The following is a 16017-nucleotide window of genomic DNA, read 5'->3' on the forward strand; positions in this document are numbered from 1 at the left end:
CTGGGAGCGATGGTTTATTTCAACAGTGATTTTGCTCGCCTGATGCCAAGCGCTTCAGGTCCCTGCGCGCGACAACCCGTGCAGACGGTTTGGAGATTATCAGACTGCCTGTCCTGTCGTGAAAGCAGGTGACTAATCCGGCCCTTGATTGCTTCTGCAAGGAACTCGGCATAGCGCGTAACTTCCGGCACTCCCATCAATTCGCCAAAAGTACCGCGTGCCAATGGACCACCGACGTAGAGTGTTTCAGCGGTCTCGTCTTTGATACCAATAGCCTGACCGGTTCCAGCAGTATGCAACCCTAGACCGATTGGGTCGGTACTGAGTAGACCCTGTTCGAACAGGGACGCAATCAATGGGCTTCCCCGGGCGATTGCCGCGTGGGCAGGACCAGTCGTGATGACAACAGCGTCAAAGTCTGCAGTCTCAATGTGAGTGCCACGACGTTGCCGGTAGCTGACGTTAAAGCGGTCTTTATCAACGAAAGCTGAATGCAGAGAAGCGGAAAGAATGGACAGGGTGCCTTCTTGCAGACGCTGGTCCAGCACTGCTTCCACCTGCGGGGCAATCCGGAAACGATGCACATCCCACAATGAACGCAGATGCCGGACCAGTCGCCGCCGTTCTGCCGCCGGCAAAGAGCCCCAGATGGATGGTGCCTGATCGCGTAAAGCGTCGAGGACTGGATGCCAGCTTAATCCTTCATTCTTGGCGCACGCCAATGTTTGCCTTACGTTTCGCAGAAGTGTCCGCGCGGTGATGTCTTTACCGAATGATCCGAATGAGTCATTTACTGCTGACGCATGCCCGCGGGAACGATAGCCATGGCGCGAAAGGGCAGTGATCCGGCCATGATGACCGCGCCTGTCCAGCGAAGCAATAATATCGGCTGCGGTCAGGCCCGTTCCGACGATCAGAACTTCTTGCTCGGGTTTGATTGTGTCCAGCGCGTTCGGCGCATAGGGATCTGCGACAAATTGCGGAGTGCCTGCGAGATGCTGCAAAGCAGTTGGCACGGCAGGCAGCGGATGTGTCGTCGCAATGACAATGATATCTGCATCCAGAGTCGTTCCGTCACCGAGAACGATGCTATAGCGTTCTCCCGCAAGTATAGCTTCCCTTGCCTTGTCCCTTACGTGCTGAATCTGTCCGGATTTTAGAAAGGGCTCGATGTGATCATAGACGTACCGCCCAAAGACTGACCGTTGTGGGAAGGCGTCGCCTGTCGCGGTTCGGGCCAGAGCATCTTCAGCGCTTGCTGCGTCCATGGCAAGCCAACGGGCAAAATGATCGGGCTCAGCCGATACCATCGTCATTTTGGAGGCAGGTACATTGATCCGATGCGCTGGATCAATACTGGAGTAAGCGAGACCGCCGCCAAGTCTTTCCCTTGGCTCGATAATGATAATCTCGATGTCGTTCGGTGAAGTCTGTTTCGCCAGATGATATGCGATAGCCGTTCCGGAGAACCCTCCGCCAATAATTGCAACGACAGGCCGAGGTATCACGATTGATTTGTCCGCAGGCTGGCTGGACGATGATCTCCAGCGACGGTTTCACCGAACGGTCCCATATTAACCAAAGTAGCGCTTGTGCGGATCTCATGATCCAGCGGCAGGTTTGGCAGCACGAGTTCTCCAAAGCGATATGCTTCTTCCAGATGAGGATAACCTGAAAGAATAAAGGTATCGATACCAATGCGGCGATATTCATCGATGCGCTCTGCCACCGTCGCCGCATCGCCAACCAAAGCGGTTCCCGCTCCGCCGCGCACAAGACCCACACCAGCCCACAGATTGGGGCTGACTTCGAGTTGATCGCGGCGACCACCGTGCAGTTGGCTCATGCGTGACTGACCGACGGAGTCCATACGGGCAAACACCTTTTGCGCCGCGGCAATAGTGTTGTCGTCAAGCTTGCTGATCAGCTTGTCGGCTGCGGCCCATGCCTCTTCATTGGTCTCCCTCACGATCACATGCAGGCGAATACCGAAGCTGATGTTGCGCCCGGCCTTTTCCGCCAGCGCATTAACGTTACTGATCTTTTCGGCAACCGCAGCTGGTGGCTCTCCCCAGGTGAGATACTTGTCAATCTGCTCGGCGGCAACGGTGTTTGCGGCTTCGGATGAGCCTCCAAAATAAAGTGGGGGATACGGTGTCTGATGAGGAGGAAACAGCAGACGGCCGTCCTCTATTTTGAAATGTTTTCCCGTGAACTCCACTGTCTCGCCGCGTAAAACAGCCTTGTAGATATCCAGAAACTCACGCGTGACTTCGTAGCGTTCATCGTGAGAGAGAAAAATGCCGTCACCCTTGTTCTCCACAGGATCGCCGCCAGTGACGACATTGATAAGCAGCCGGCCTTCGGATATGCGATCCAGTGTCGCCGTCATGCGGGCGGCCAAAGTGGGTGACTGCAAGCCGGGACGTACAGCAACCAGAAAGCGCAGCTGTTTGGTTAACGGGGCCAATGCGGAGGCAACGACCCAGCTATCTTCACAACTGCGGCCCGTGGGCAGCAGCACACCATAGTAACCCAGTGTATCCGCAGCTTGCGCAACCTGCTGCAGATAAGGAAGGTCTACAGCTCTTCCGCCGTCGGATGTGCCGAGATAACGGCTGTCACCATGCGTGGGAAGAAACCACAGGACTTTGATTTTGTCTGAAATGGTGATGGTCATAATAATCCTATTGGGCAGCAATCTTGTGCGAAGTCAGCGTGGTATTGAGTGAGCGAAGAATATTGCGTTTCGCCTCTTCAAATTCGGGGGAGGTTCGGTCCCTCCGACGCGGCAACGCAATATCAAATGTCTCCGCGATGCGGCCAGGGTGTGGGCGCATGACTGCAACGCGATCTGCGAGAAAAAGTGCCTCTTCAATGTCATGCGTGACGAGCACAAGTGTTGGCCGGCTTTCGTTCCACAGGTCAAGAACGTGTTCCTGAAGCTCGGCGCGAGTGAAGGCATCAAGCGCTGAAAATGGCTCGTCCAGCAGAAGAACACGCGGGCGTGTTACCAGCGCCCGTGCGAGCGCTACCCGTTGTGCCTGGCCGCCTGACAGCTCCTTGGGCCAGCGTGTGCCATAGCGTGAAAGCCCCACCTTTTCGAGTGCTTCGTCGATTCGCTGCTTTTTCAGTACGTTGTCCGGTTCGTTCAACCCAAATCCAATATTATCAGAGACGCTTAACCATGGGAGCAGTCGTGGCTCTTGAAAGACCAGGCCGATATAGGGGTGTGGCTCGACAATTGTGACGCCATCAACGCTGATTGTCCCTTGCGTTGCACGGTCCAGTCCGGAAATCAGCCGCAGGATAGTGCTCTTGCCGCAGCCTGACCCACCAATAATGCCGAGAATTTCTCCGTCTTCGACCTGGAGCGTTATGTCAGCCAGCGCGTGAGTGCCATTTTGATAAATCTTGCCGATCGTGTTGACCTGAAGCATACGCCTAGACCTCCCGCCCGAAACGGTCTTCCCAACGCAGGAAGGGCGCAACAGCGGACGCAAGCAGACTGTCTGACAATTTGCCGATAACTGCGAAGGTAATGATTGCAGCAAGAATTTGATCTGGCTTGCCAAGCTGCTGGCCATCCACGAGCAGATAACCCAGACCTTCCGAAGCACCCATGAACTCGGCAGCCACAACGAACATCCAACCAAGTCCCAAACCTGAGCGCAGTGCTATTACATAGCTCGGCAGTACTGCCGGCAGAAGAATGCGTCGCACAAGCTCAAAGCCGTTTAGTCGGAATATGCGACCTACCTCGACGATCTTGCGGTCGACCGAAAGTACCGCGCCACTGACTCCAAGATAGACCGGAAAGAAGACGCCAACTGCGATGAGAGCGATCTTGGATTGTTCGAAAATCCCGAGCCATAGAATGAACAACGGCACCCAAGCGATGGAAGGAATTGCGCGTAGTGCTTGTAATGAGGGATCGAGAAGGCGGCGCACAAGCAGGGAATAGCCTGTTAGTGCTCCAAACAATGTCCCAATGACTGCTCCCAGTGCAAAACCTGACAGGACACGTAACGTCGTTGCGATAATGTGCGTTGTAAGCTCGCCACTTTGCCAGAGATTCCAAAGGGTAGTAATGATACGCGAGGGCGGTGGCATTAACCGCCCCACCACTAGGCCGGCTCGAACGCTCGCCTCCCACAGGAGAGCCAGAAAAAGCGGTAGAATAATGCCAAGCCAAATGGACCGCAGACGTAATCTGGGAATAGATGCGATCCCGGGTGGGTGTTTCGCATCCTCCCGCAAGCTGATGTCCGTTACAATCATTGCCGGTCTTTGGTTATTGGCTTGCCGGCGCAAAACTGACATCGATCAGCTTGTCGGTGGTGGCCTTTACGTCAACATCCGCCGCGATGACACCAGCTTTCTGCAAAGCAAGCCCAGCAGAAACGATTGTTTCATTTTGTTCGCTTCCGATGCGGGAGTGGCTGATATCTGTTCGTTCGATCTGTTTGTCGATGACACCTTCGGGCAGCTTGGTAGCTTCGATCAGCACCGCCTTCAATTCATCGGGATGAGCAATTGCCTCAGCGCGTGCCTTTTCATATGCAGCGATCACGCGGTTGACGATTGCTGGATGCTCCGCTGCAAAATCTTCGCTGGTATTCAAAACGCCCCAAGTGTTATTCTCAGGTTTCCGGTAGAAGAGCTTTGCACCGTCTTCCACCTCTGCTGCGGCCATCAGTGGATCGAGTCCGGCCCAGGCGTCCACATCGCCGCGTTGAAGTGCCAGTCTGCCGTCCGCATGCTGAAGAAGTACCAGCGTAACGTCCTTTTCAGTGAGGCCAGCGTCTGCCAGAGCGCGTTCGAGAAATATATGCGGATCTGTGCCACGTGTTACCGCGATACGCTTGCCCTTGAGATCAGCGACTTTGTCAATACCGGTATCGGGACGTGTAACCAGCGCTGTCCATTCAGGCCTCGAATAGACGTAAACGGACTTCACGGGATTGCTATTGATCCGGCCGAGAAGTGCTGCGGCACCGGCCGTCGAGCCGAAGTCAATGGAACCCGCATTCAGGAACTCCAGAGCCTTATTGGAACCGGCTGACTGAACCCAACGGATTTTAATCCCGTCCTTTTCAAACTCTTTTTCGAGAATACCTTGCTTCTTGAGAAGAAGACCAACCGGATTGTAAGTGGCCCAGTCTATGCGCAATTCAGAAATTTCAGCGGCGTTGGATGCAGTGGAAAAAATAGATAGAGCAATAGCGGCAAGACCCCATACAAGTGACCGGAAGAGAACCATCGACATTATCCCTGTGAGCTGACCGCGCATGCAATTACGCTGCGGCATCAATGGAACGGACAATAAAACGGCCACCTGCGTCCAAGAAGGAATGGTTTGCTAATCTGCTTTCCGAATTAGAATTCGATTTCCGGAGGGGCACCTCGAAGAGTTCAGCAGGACATATGCAGCTCTGACAAGTTTATCGATAAACAGCAGCACAGCGCGTTCATTTGAACTGCTAACGGCCATAATTGGTTCTGTCTCAATTTTTTGAACCGTGTTCTGAGTCTGGCCAGGGAAACTATTCGATATCCTTGATAGCATCCAGTGGGCCGACCAGTGCGGTGCGGGGAGGTACCAGTTTTGGCGCCACGAGATACACCTGAGGTGTGTGAAGCCCTTCATCCAGAAGGCTGAATGCCTTGGCGATCATGCTTTCCACATCCTGTCTGATCATGAATACCGGAAACGACATGAACGAACCGAACGGATCGTAATCATAGCAACCGACGACAATGTCCGAGACCGGTTCATCCGGGTGTTTGGCCATAAAGCGTAACAAGCCTTCGAAGTTAATTGATGAGTTGATAAAGAGGGCGCGGGGGAGTTTCCCTTCCCGCTGGTAAAAGGCTTCGAAAGCTTTCTCTGTCATGGTTGGCGAATAGCCTGTCGGCTGAATGCATTGCGCGGGATCTTTTCCCATAAACTCCTGCTTCACCGAGCGAAAGCCGCGTATGCGCTCGCGGCTGGCGAAATCATTGCGCCCGCCGAAAAGACATAACTCATCCGGCCTGAGAGGGCGGTCCGGGCTCACTCGATCGATAATGGCGGTGGTCAGCATTCGGGCCCCCTCATAATTGTCACTAATGACTGAGGGCACTTTGCTGCCAGGCAGGTCGATATTGATGTGTTTAAGACCGGCCGCTTCGCAAACGGTATGAATACCGTCCGGGTCTGTGGCACCGGCAATGATCAGTTCATCGATAGAGTAGGCGATCAATGTTTCGACTGTCTGGCGCTCTTCTTCCGGATCACGACGTGCACTGACCACAACCGGACATTGCCCCCTGCTGCGAACATACGCCTCGAAAGTTTGGGCCATAGAGGAAAAATAGCGATTGTCGTGTACCGGCAAAAGCAGCCCGACCAGGCCAGAGCGGGAACTTCGAAGACCACGGGCCTGAAGGTTGGCCGTATACTGGTGTTCCTTGGCAAGACCCTGAATATGTTCGGCTGTGCTCTGTTTGATGCGCCGCTTTTGCCACGTACCGTTCAGGACCGCACTGACCGTTGATGGCGAACTCCCTGAAAGAACAGACAGATCGTAAATGGTCGCTTTTTTTCTGAGTTGATTCTTCATCAAATTCTCCTGCCGAACTCCTAGCCGCAAAAAACTCTTGACGAAATACGAAAAGCGTTCATTATCCACTGCACTATCGATTGTGCAAGAAAGAAATATCGATTGCGCAGATTGATAGCGTGCTCGAAGATACGGCGTTGGGAGGCGTTATTTCAGCATCGGACAAAGAATACTGACAGGTCAATGCGGGTCGCATCGTGACCCGCCGGATTGTTCCATCTGGAACGCTGGAGGAGGAAACAATGAGGAAAATTCTATTTGCAGCGCTCGTGGCATCAATATCGTTTGCTGGTGTATTCGCGGCAACGGCACAGGATGCTGCAGGCAAGGTTGGCATCGTCGTCAAAATCGGAGGAATTCCATGGTTCAATGCCATGGAAGCGGGTATAAAGGAGCAGAGTGCGAAGATTGGCGTTGACGCATTTATGGTCGGCCCGACCAGTGCCGATCCGGCACTGCAGGTACGCGCCATTGAAGACCTTATCGCGCAAGGCGTGAAGGTAATCGGCGTGGTGCCCAACGATTCAAAGGTTCTCGAACCCGTTCTTCAGAAGGCACGTGATCAAGGTATCATCGTGATTACGCACGAGTCCCCGGGTCAAAAGGGCGCTAACTGGGATTTCGAACTCGCGTCTGCGACCGGTTTCGGTGAAGCGCATGCCGAATTGCTGGCGAAGCAGACAGGTGGCAAAGGTGATTATGCAGTCTTCGTGGGGTCGCTGACGGTTCCGTTACATAATGCTTGGGCTGATGCGGCAATTGCTCATTTGAAGAAAAATTACCCGGACATGAAGTTGATTGGAGAACGCTACGGCGTAGCTGAAGATGTCGACAAGAGTCGCAGTACTGCTCTCGATCTGATCTCCGCCCATCCGGACCTGAAAGGCTTTTTGGCCTTCGGCAGCCAGGGACCGATCGGTGCAGGGCGTGCTGTTGAAGAACGCCGCAAAACCGGGGAAATCTTCGTTCTTGGACCGTTTTCACCCGGACAAGGTCAGAAGCTGATCACGTCGGGAGCAATCTCCGGTGGATTCATGTGGAATCCCAAGCAGGCAGGTGAGGTGTTTGTCACGCTGGCTGACCGCTTGATGAAAGGCGGAGAGTTAAAGGACGGTGAGGAGATTGAGGGATTGGGAGCAATCAAGCCCGATTTCGAGAACAGGAATATCATCGTGGATCAGCTGGTGTCGATCAACAAGGATACTGTTGCCGATCTGGCCGCGCTCGGTCTGTGATCATCCTCCCGCTGCCGGGCCATTATTCGGTCCGGCAGACTTTTATAAAGTGAACCCACAGGTAGATCAGCATGGCTATTCCAGCGAAGGCGGAATCGGCACGACAACCGCTATTGTCGTTAAGCAACATCAATATGACCTTTGGTGGTGTAAAGGCGTTGCGCAATGTGAGCTTTGATGTCTATCCGGGCGAGGTGCACTGTCTGGCCGGCGAAAACGGCTCCGGCAAGAGCACGCTCATAAAGATTATTACGGGTGTTTATCGTCCCGGAGCGGGAGCAGTTATCGAATATGACGGGCGAAGCTGGTCTCATATGTCGCCAGTGACGGCCCAGGCTGCTGGCATCAAGGTGATCTGGCAGGATCTGGCGCTTTTTCCCGAGATGAGTGTCGCTGAAAACATTGCTTTTGAAAACGTGCTTGGACGTTGGCCAAAACCGGTCAACTACCGGCGTATCCGGGAAACGGCGCTGGCGGTTTTGCAAAGGCTGGGCGTTGAACTTGATGTGGATATTCCGCTCAAGGAATATTCCATCGCCCAAAGACAGATCGTTGCTATTGCCCGTGCACTGGTCGGAGAGGCAAAGCTTGTTTTCATGGATGAGCCAACGGCTTCGCTGACCCAGTCCGAGACGGATCATCTGCTCGAGATCGTGCATAATCTTTCAACAGCCGGTGTAGCTGTTGTCTTCGTTAGCCACCGGCTGGCGGAAGTACTGGAAATTTCAGATCGCCTGACTGTCTTGCGCGATGGTGCGCTGGTGGGTGTCTATCCGGTGGAAGGGATAACGCAATCGCGCATAACCGAACTGATGACCGGCAAGACATTTGACCAGACTGTGCGGGCACAGGATTTTAGCGCTGCGCCCGAAGTGCTCAAGGTTGACGGTCTGTGCCGCGCTGGTCAGTTTGAAGACGTTTCGCTGGTCGTGAGGCGGGGAGAGACCCTCGGAATAACGGGATTGCTGGGCGCCGGGCGTACCGAACTGGCACTGGCACTTTTCGGTATGGCCAAACCGCATGCGGGGCAGATTATACTCGAAGGCAAGCAGGTAAAATTCCGATCGAACCGCGAAGCTATCGCAGCGGGCGTTGCCTATCTTTCAGAAGACCGCCTGTCGATCGGATTGATTCAACCGCAGTCCATTGCAGATAATCTGGTCATTACGTCCCTTGGAAAAATTACTTCCGGCGGGCTTCTTTCCGACAAGCACAAACGGCAATTGGTGGCGGGGTGGGTTGCGGATCTTGGTATTCGCATCGGCAGGCAAAGTGATGCCATTTCAACACTTTCCGGTGGGAACCAACAACGCATCGCCATTGCCAAATGGCTCGTGGCGGATCCCAGGCTCCTCATCCTTGATGCGCCCACCGTAGGTGTAGATGTCGGTGCCCGTTCCGGTATTTTCGAGATTGTAGCCAGGCTGGCTGCGTCAGGTCTGGCAATCATCCTGATCTCCGATGAGGTGCCTGAAGTCTACTTCAATGCCGATCGAATACTTCATATGGCTCAAGGACATATCGTCGAGGAATTTGATCCGCGCAACTGCACTCTGCAGGACATAGAGGCAGCCGTCTATGCCTAAGCTTTTTCATTCCCACGCTACAGAAATTGTACTGTTGGCAGTGATCCTGTTAATCAGCATGGTGTTGTCATTGGTGACGGACCGTTTCTTCTCTCTCGGCAATGCCTTTGACCTTTTGAATACGAGTTCAGTGAACATCATCTTCGCTGTCGGCCTGCTGGTGGTGTTGATTTCAGGCGGCATAGACATCTCGTTTGCGGTGGCCGCGTCGGTCGTTCAGTATATTGCTGCGCTTCTTCTTGGGCAGATTGGCGGCGGTGGCTGGCTGAGTGGTCTGATTATCGCCGGCGGCCTGGGTATTTGCCTCGGCGCGATCAATGCATTCCTTATCCATCGCTTTCGCATCATTTCGATCGTGGCGACGATTGCAACATTCAACATTTATTTCGGGTTGTTGATGTTCTTCACGCGTGGCGTATCAATCTACGACCTGCCCGACTGGCTAACCCAACGTGTCGTACTGTTCGAGCGCGAGGCCGCTGACGGAAGCTGGGCAGAGTTGACGCTCCCCGTTCTGATCATGGTGGCCTGTGTAATGGCGACATGGACACTGGTCACTCGCACGACTATCGGCCGTCAGCTTTATGCTTTCGGAGACAATCCGGAAGGAGCACGACGCTTTGGTATCAATGTCGGCGCGATGCATTTCATTGCATTTGGCTGGCTTGGATTAATGGCTGGTATCGGCGGTCTGGTGCAGGCGCATTATGCTCAGGAAGTCGTGCCGAATGCACTTTATGGCCGGGAACTCGATGTGCTTGCCGCTGTCGTCCTGGGCGGTGCACGTCTCGGTGGCGGCAAAGGCACGGTGTTCGGTTGTGTGCTCGGCGTTCTGCTGGTTTCCATTACTCAGAATGGTCTGAATCTTATGAATGTCTCACCATTTGCCTTCAAGATGGTCATCGGAGCGATCATTCTTCTTGCAATCACAGTTTCCAGCGTCCGGCTCGAAAAGTTGCTGCCGTTCATGCGCGCACCGGGAGAACGCACATGAGCAGTTTGATGAAACGAGCGGGCAAACTCATCGGAACCGAAATCATTGGCCCGGGTCTCGCCTTTATCGCAGTGATGCTGTTCTTCGGACTGGCCGCACCAAGGTTTTTAAGCAACGCGACCTTCGGCTCGGTAGCGTTTCAATTGCCCGAACTGGGGCTGCTTACCCTGGCCATGTTGTTGCCGATCCTGACGGGTGGACTCAATCTGGCCATTACGTTTACAGCCAATATTGCCGGGCTCACTGTGGCGTGGGTACTGCAAAACCATGGCGGAGCAGATGCAAGTCTGCTGGTCTTCGCGGCAGGATGTGCTCTGGCAGTTGCGGCAGGTGCTTTGAGTGGCACGGTTATGGGATTGGTAATCGCCTATACCCGCGCGCATCCGATCCTGGTCTCGCTTTCTATGATGATCTTTCTGCGGGGCCTGGGTGAATTCCTGACACGGGGCGGCGATATTTCCGGCTTTCCATCTTTCATTTCGCCAATTGGACATGGCTCGATCTTTGGTCTGCCGATACCGCTGTTGATCTTTATAGCCTGTGTTCTGCTCTGGCATGTGCTGCTGATGCGCCTGAAGCTTGGCTTCAATATCTACATGATTGGCTCGAATATCGAGGCAGCGCGCTATTCTGGGGTTAATACGCGCAAAGTCCTCGTCCTCGTCTACACGCTTTCCGGTGCCATGTGCGCAGTTGCAGGCATCATTATGATGGCCCGCTTCAACTCCGTGCGCGTAGGGCATGGCGAGTCCTATCTGCTTATCACCGTGCTCGCCTGTTTCCTTGGAGGAGTTAATCCTTTTGGTGGCTTCGGTCGTGTCATTCCTGTCTTTGTAGCGCTGGTGGTGCTGCAACTTCTGTCATCCGGTCTCAATCTCATGGGGGCCAACCAGCATCTGGCAACAGCCGTCTGGGGAATACTTCTCTTGGGCGTGATGATTATGCGCTGGCTGGTTTCCTGGCTCACTCTTTCCAACACTTATAGAGGATAATGCTATGCAGGGTTTCGGTGTTCATACCAGTATGTGGACGATGAATTGGGACAGGGCGGGAGCCGAAAAAGCTATTGCAGCCGCCGTCACGTATCGCATGGACTTTATTGAAATCGCGCTGTTGAACGCCCCGGCTGTTGATGCGGCGCACACGAAGGCGCTTCTTGAGAAGCATGAACTGCGTGCCGTGTGTTCTCTTGGTCTTCCGCAAAGCGCATGGGCTTCGGTGCGTCCGGAGGCTGCAATCGAGTATTTGACAGTGGCCATCGACAAAACTGCCGAACTCGGCGGCGAAGCCCTGTCCGGTGTGATTTATGGCGGGATTGGCGAGCGCACGGGCGTTCCGCCGACGCGGGGCGAATATGACAACATAGCGCGTGTGCTTCAGGCTGCTGCGAAACATGCAAAGAAATACGGCATCGAGCTTGGCGTCGAGGCGGTAAACCGCTACGAAAACCATCTGATCAATACCGGTCAGCAGGCGGTCGACATGATTGAGCGGGTCGGTGCCGACAATGTTTTCGTGCACCTTGATACGTATCATATGAACATCGAGGAAAAGGGTGCCGCAAATGGTATTCTGGCAGCACGTGACCATCTGAAATATATCCATCTATCCGAGAGTGACCGGGGCACGCCAGGCTATGGCACCTGCGACTGGGATGAAATCTATGCCACATTGGCGGCGATCGGGTTCAAAGGCGGGCTGGCGATGGAAAGCTTTATCAACATGCCGCCGGAAGTTGCCTATGGCCTTGCTGTCTGGCGTCCAGTGGCAAAAGATGAGGCAGAGGTCATGGGCAACGGCTTGCCGTTCCTCCGCAACAAAGCAACTCAATACGGCTTGATCTGAGCTAACGCCCCGGGAGTGGTATGGCATGGTGCAGGCAAAGGCCCAGTCGCCAGATCTGCCAGGTGACATTGCAGTGCTTGACGTAGGAAAGACTAACGTCAAGCTCAGTGTTGTCACTGCCACAGGTTATGTCGTGGAAACACTTGCCGTGGCCAACCCCGTATTGTCCGGCCCACCGTGGCGCTATCACGATCTCGATAGTCTGGGCGACTGGATATTCGGGTCACTCGCAGCGCTGTCAGCAAAGCATAGACTTTCAGCTATTGTTACAACAGGGCATGGATCAGGTGGCGTTATGGTCGGTCCAGATTGTGCATCCGGCGATGGTTCTGTTCTGCCGATGATCGATTACGAGCAGGCGCTTCCCGAACATATCCGGGACGATTATGCGCCTTTGTCCGGGAGTTTCTTCGATCGAGGCAGCGCAATGATGCTGGGCGCAACGCATCAAGCAAGGCAGATGTACTGGATGCAGCGCGAAGAGCCGGAGGCTTTCGGGCGTGCCCGCTGGTACCTTGGCATACCCCAGTACTGGGCATGGCGGTTCAGTGGAATTGCTGTCTCCGAGGTCAGTTTTCTCGGCGCACAATCTCATCTTTGGAATGTTGTCGAGCAGGATTGGTCACCCATCGTCAAAATGATGGGTTGGCAACGCCTCATGCCGCCCTTCGCCAAAGCATGGCAAATCATCGGCCGGATACAACCGGAACTGGCAGAGCGATATGATCTGCCAAAGGGGTTGAAAGTGCTTGCTGGTTTACATGACAGCAGCGCGAATTTTTACCGCTATCAGGCGGCGCGACTTACGGATTTGACTGTCGTTTCGACAGGGACATGGATCGTTGGATTAAGTGATAGCACGCCACTCGACAGTTTAAACGAACTGCGTGGCATGACTTTGAATAGTGATGTCAACGGTCAAGTTCTGGGTGGTGCATTGACCATGGGAGGGCGCGAGTTCACCCATATGGCAGGTGACAGTGCTGATGGACCGGATGCCGATCCGGCAATGCTACACAGACTGATTGAGCGCGAAACGATGGCTTTGCCTTCCTTTGGGGCTGATGATGGCCTGTTTCCCGGGAGTGCCCAATGTGGTCATATTATCGGTACGCCGCCGCAAAACTCTTCTGAAAGAAAGACATTGGCAGTCCTTTATGCTGCACTTCTGACATCAGAATGCCTGGAGGCTCTCGATAGTCGGGGTCTGGTTGTCCTTGATGGCAGCTTTCTGCGCGATCCGCTTTTTGCAGGGCTGGTGGCTGCGCTTCGCCCGGGCGGCAAGACATTCTACAGTCTCGAAAACTATGGAGTAGCAGCAGGCGCGGCCATGCTCGCCGGGTACCACGGCCGGAATGACGCTGCCCAGATAACACTGTGCCGGCCAGAAAAAGTTCCCGGAATATCCAATCTCGTCGCTTATGCAACACGGTGGCGCTCGCGCGCTACGGACAATCGCATCCTGAAAAACCTGAAAGGCCAGCTATGACCGACTCGGCTCAAAACATGACTGAATTGCGCGTGAAGATGGTCGATATCTGCCGTCGCATGAACTCTGGCGGGATCAATCAGGGGACCGCAGGAAACCTCTCCGTGCGAACAGATAATGGGTTTCTCATTACGCCTTCATCCCTGGCTTATGAAACCATGACACCGGAAGATCTCGTTGAAATGGATTTTGATGGTGCCTATGCCGGCTTGCGGCCATCATCAGAATGGAGATTTCACCGCGATATTCTGCGCCAGCGTAACGATATCAATGTCGTTCTTCATTGCCATTCGCTATATGCGACGACGCTGGCCTGCCATCACAAAACAATTCCAAGCTTTCATTACATGACGGGTATTGCCGGGGGGACGACGATCCGGTGCGCAGAATATGCGACCTTCGGAACGCAGGCATTGTCGGATCATGCTTTAACTGCGCTGGAAGATCGTCTCGCTTGTCTGCTCGGCCAGCATGGGCAAATTGCCCTTGGCAAGACCCTTGAATCGGCACTCTGGATGGCGATTGAAATTGAAACGCTGTCGCGCATGTATGTTCAGGCACTCACCCTCGGTGAACCGCCCGTACTTTCGGATGAAGAAATGGAACGGGTAATCGGCCAAATGCGCCGAATGAGTTATGGATACGCACCCGACGAAGAAGGTGTGAACGATGTCGCAAGACCTCGCAAGACGGTCCCGTAACCTGGTTCAGCAGATCGGGACGCAGTTGTATCTGCAGGGAATATCCACCCGCATCCGGCCATCAAGCGGTCGGACAGAGCTTTCAAGCGCCTCAACGTCCAAATGGCGTTTCAAGCTGCGACGTGATGGATCAAGCACTGGACCTGCCGCCGTCAGCTTTTTCGTATTGGGATGCTGCTTGTTTCAAATACAGCGGAGCGCGATCCGATCTCCTCCATTTCGCCGGGATACGTTACTCCATCCGGCAGCTGACCCGTTCTGCAACTGCCGTGTCGTGCGAGATAAAAAGACAGGAAAGGCTGCAAGCATCTGCAGATCCATCAACAGATTGCGAACCTGCGTCTTGATGGAAACCCCAGGTGCAGAGCCAGCCTTCCAGACAGCCTCGGCGTCTCCCTTCAGCGCCGAGCCAGATGGTGAGAAGTCTTGAGGAGCGGTTGGCGATGCGCCTTCTTCATCCGTCGGAGCACCCGCGTGATCCCGTTAGTCATCGTTGCATCCGTTGGCGCTGGCCCGGACGGACAACAATAGTCGCCTTGTGCTCAAGTCCGGTTCAATATTGAGTTGCCTTTAAAGTCTATGGACTACTTATCGAGTACCATTCAGGCATCATTCGGCATTTCTGTCGGCGCAATCATATTGAAACTGATCCTGGACATTCAAACAGCAGTAAGTCCCTCCTCGAAATTTCTTGTCGTGTGCAGTTTTCTCCCGAATGGATTTGGTGGATCCATCTTTTGGGCAACGTGACGGGACGTGAGCTTCAACGGATACCGCCCAGGGATTTTGACAGTGTTGCAGCCTCCCTCAATGCGATATCCCGCAAAACTTCAAGCTTGTCGTGATCGAAACGGCTGCTCGGACCAGAGATCGCTATTCCGCCCGGTACGTTGCCTCCACTCTCAAACACCGGGACAGCCACGCAGCGCATGTCCGGAGCAAACTCCAGATCGTCATACGCATAGCCCTGGGCACGGACCCGCGCCAGTTCGCGCCGCAACTCATCCGGATCAGTGATCGTTCGCGGCGCGACTTTCCACAGTCCCCCGGCAATAATGGCCTCGGTAGCGCGTATGTCCTGATAGGCAAGCAATACCTTGCCTATCGAGGTGCAGTGCAGGGCGGAGCGGTCGCCGATCTGAAAATCTACGGCGACGCGCTGGCTGCCCTTTGCCCTGAAGACAAGCACCGCAGCATCCCGCTCGAGCGCTGAGTAATGTACCGTCTCGCCTGTCAGATCTGAAATCTTGCGAAGACAGGCAACAATCTTGACCGAGCGCTCATCCTCACTCATGAGATTCCGCGACAGAGACAATACCTTAAAACTCAGCCGATAATTTTTCGTCACATTGTCGCGCATGACGTAGCCCGCATGCACAAGAGTTAACAGCATGCGATAGGCCGTGGCTCGGTCAACACTCAGCCCTTGCGCGGCTTCTTGCACCGTTATCGGTCCATGTTGTTCTCCCATAAAATCAAGTACGGCAAGAGCCTTCACCGCAGTTGCGCTAATATTGGTGTCCATCTCCGTCATGCCTGCCAACTCCGTCTGTTCAATATTC

Annotated in this window: 14 protein-coding genes; 7 read left to right on the plus strand and 7 right to left on the minus strand. The window is 54.2% G+C overall.

Annotation, left to right across the window (positions count from 1 at the left end; all coding sequences use genetic code 11):
- Nucleotides 1–14: 14 nt before the first annotated feature.
- The 6 genes from ABKW30_RS23035 to ABKW30_RS23060 form a co-directional block, all read right to left on the minus strand.
- Nucleotides 15–1508, minus strand: a complete 1494-nt coding sequence (locus tag ABKW30_RS23035; protein WP_348601268.1) for an FAD/NAD(P)-binding protein — start codon at nt 1506–1508, stop codon at nt 15–17.
- The gene (gene ssuD, locus ABKW30_RS23040; protein ID WP_348601269.1) at nt 1505–2680 is read right to left on the minus strand and encodes an FMNH2-dependent alkanesulfonate monooxygenase; all 1176 of its coding nucleotides are present in this window, start codon (nt 2678–2680) and stop codon (nt 1505–1507) included. The genes ABKW30_RS23035 and ssuD overlap by 4 nt, the downstream gene beginning before the upstream one ends.
- Before the next feature lie 7 nt (nt 2681–2687).
- Complete coding sequence (locus ABKW30_RS23045; RefSeq protein WP_348601270.1) at nt 2688–3440, minus strand: ABC transporter ATP-binding protein; 753 nt, start codon at nt 3438–3440, stop codon at nt 2688–2690.
- Nucleotides 3441–3444: 4 nt separating this feature from the next.
- Nucleotides 3445–4281: an ABC transporter permease gene (locus ABKW30_RS23050; protein WP_348601271.1), complete on the minus strand. Its 837-nt coding sequence runs from the start codon at nt 4279–4281 to the stop codon at nt 3445–3447.
- 13 nt (nt 4282–4294) lie between these two features.
- Complete coding sequence (locus ABKW30_RS23055) at nt 4295–5263, minus strand: aliphatic sulfonate ABC transporter substrate-binding protein (RefSeq protein ID WP_348601272.1); 969 nt, start codon at nt 5261–5263, stop codon at nt 4295–4297.
- Nucleotides 5264–5546: 283 nt separating this feature from the next.
- Entirely contained in the window at nt 5547–6605 is a 1059-nt protein-coding gene (locus ABKW30_RS23060; RefSeq protein ID WP_348601274.1) for a LacI family DNA-binding transcriptional regulator, read from the minus strand.
- 242 nt (nt 6606–6847) lie between these two features.
- Here ABKW30_RS23060 and ABKW30_RS23065 point away from each other — a divergent pair, with 242 nt between their 5' ends.
- The 7 genes from ABKW30_RS23065 (at nt 6848) to ABKW30_RS23095 (ending at nt 14455) form a co-directional block, all read left to right on the plus strand.
- Nucleotides 6848–7840 carry an autoinducer 2 ABC transporter substrate-binding protein gene (locus ABKW30_RS23065; protein ID WP_348601275.1) on the plus strand — a complete coding sequence of 331 codons (993 nt, stop codon included), beginning with the start codon at nt 6848–6850 and terminating at the stop codon, nt 7838–7840.
- Between the two features lie 71 nt (nt 7841–7911).
- Nucleotides 7912–9426 carry a sugar ABC transporter ATP-binding protein gene (locus tag ABKW30_RS23070; protein ID WP_348601276.1) on the plus strand — a complete coding sequence of 505 codons (1515 nt, stop codon included), beginning with the start codon at nt 7912–7914 and terminating at the stop codon, nt 9424–9426.
- The gene (locus ABKW30_RS23075; protein ID WP_348601277.1) at nt 9419–10420 is read left to right on the plus strand and encodes an ABC transporter permease; all 1002 of its coding nucleotides are present in this window, start codon (nt 9419–9421) and stop codon (nt 10418–10420) included. Before ABKW30_RS23070 ends, ABKW30_RS23075 begins: the two co-directional genes overlap by 8 nt.
- Nucleotides 10417–11412: an ABC transporter permease gene (locus tag ABKW30_RS23080; protein ID WP_348601278.1), complete on the plus strand. Its 996-nt coding sequence runs from the start codon at nt 10417–10419 to the stop codon at nt 11410–11412. Before ABKW30_RS23075 ends, ABKW30_RS23080 begins: the two co-directional genes overlap by 4 nt.
- A 4-nt stretch (nt 11413–11416) precedes the next feature.
- Nucleotides 11417–12265, plus strand: a complete 849-nt coding sequence (locus ABKW30_RS23085; RefSeq protein WP_348601279.1) for a sugar phosphate isomerase/epimerase — start codon at nt 11417–11419, stop codon at nt 12263–12265.
- A gap of 25 nt (nt 12266–12290) precedes the next feature.
- Nucleotides 12291–13754, plus strand: a complete 1464-nt coding sequence (locus ABKW30_RS23090) for an FGGY family carbohydrate kinase (RefSeq protein ID WP_348601280.1) — start codon at nt 12291–12293, stop codon at nt 13752–13754.
- On the plus strand, nt 13751–14455 hold the full coding sequence (locus ABKW30_RS23095; protein WP_348601281.1) for a class II aldolase/adducin family protein: 705 nt from the start codon (nt 13751–13753) through the stop codon (nt 14453–14455). Before ABKW30_RS23090 ends, ABKW30_RS23095 begins: the two co-directional genes overlap by 4 nt.
- A gap of 763 nt (nt 14456–15218) precedes the next feature.
- Here the strand turns inward: ABKW30_RS23095 and ABKW30_RS23100 are convergent.
- Nucleotides 15219–15989, minus strand: a complete 771-nt coding sequence (locus ABKW30_RS23100) for an IclR family transcriptional regulator (RefSeq protein ID WP_348601282.1) — start codon at nt 15987–15989, stop codon at nt 15219–15221.
- Nucleotides 15990–16017 lie beyond the last annotated feature (28 nt).

It is taken from the genome of Phyllobacterium sp. SB3, assembly GCF_040009165.1.
GTDB lineage: Bacteria > Pseudomonadota > Alphaproteobacteria > Rhizobiales > Rhizobiaceae > Phyllobacterium.

Bases quoted from the DNA above. Each gene is read 5' to 3' on its own strand.
- ssuD (WP_348601269.1), bottom strand. From the start codon at position 2,680: ATGACCATCACCATTTCAGACAAAATCAAAGTCCTGTGGTTTCTTCCC.
- ABKW30_RS23045 (WP_348601270.1), bottom strand. From the start codon at position 3,440: ATGCTTCAGGTCAACACGATCGGCAAGATTTATCAAAATGGCACTCAC.
- ABKW30_RS23050 (WP_348601271.1), bottom strand. From the start codon at position 4,281: ATGATTGTAACGGACATCAGCTTGCGGGAGGATGCGAAACACCCACCC.
- ABKW30_RS23055 (WP_348601272.1), bottom strand. From the start codon at position 5,263: ATGGTTCTCTTCCGGTCACTTGTATGGGGTCTTGCCGCTATTGCTCTA.
- ABKW30_RS23060 (WP_348601274.1), bottom strand. From the start codon at position 6,605: ATGAAGAATCAACTCAGAAAAAAAGCGACCATTTACGATCTGTCTGTT.
- ABKW30_RS23065 (WP_348601275.1), top strand. From the start codon at position 6,848: ATGAGGAAAATTCTATTTGCAGCGCTCGTGGCATCAATATCGTTTGCT.
- ABKW30_RS23070 (WP_348601276.1), top strand. From the start codon at position 7,912: ATGGCTATTCCAGCGAAGGCGGAATCGGCACGACAACCGCTATTGTCG.
- ABKW30_RS23075 (WP_348601277.1), top strand. From the start codon at position 9,419: ATGCCTAAGCTTTTTCATTCCCACGCTACAGAAATTGTACTGTTGGCA.
- ABKW30_RS23080 (WP_348601278.1), top strand. From the start codon at position 10,417: ATGAGCAGTTTGATGAAACGAGCGGGCAAACTCATCGGAACCGAAATC.
- ABKW30_RS23085 (WP_348601279.1), top strand. From the start codon at position 11,417: ATGCAGGGTTTCGGTGTTCATACCAGTATGTGGACGATGAATTGGGAC.
- ABKW30_RS23090 (WP_348601280.1), top strand. From the start codon at position 12,291: ATGGTGCAGGCAAAGGCCCAGTCGCCAGATCTGCCAGGTGACATTGCA.
- ABKW30_RS23095 (WP_348601281.1), top strand. From the start codon at position 13,751: ATGACCGACTCGGCTCAAAACATGACTGAATTGCGCGTGAAGATGGTC.
- ABKW30_RS23100 (WP_348601282.1), bottom strand. From the start codon at position 15,989: ATGACGGAGATGGACACCAATATTAGCGCAACTGCGGTGAAGGCTCTT.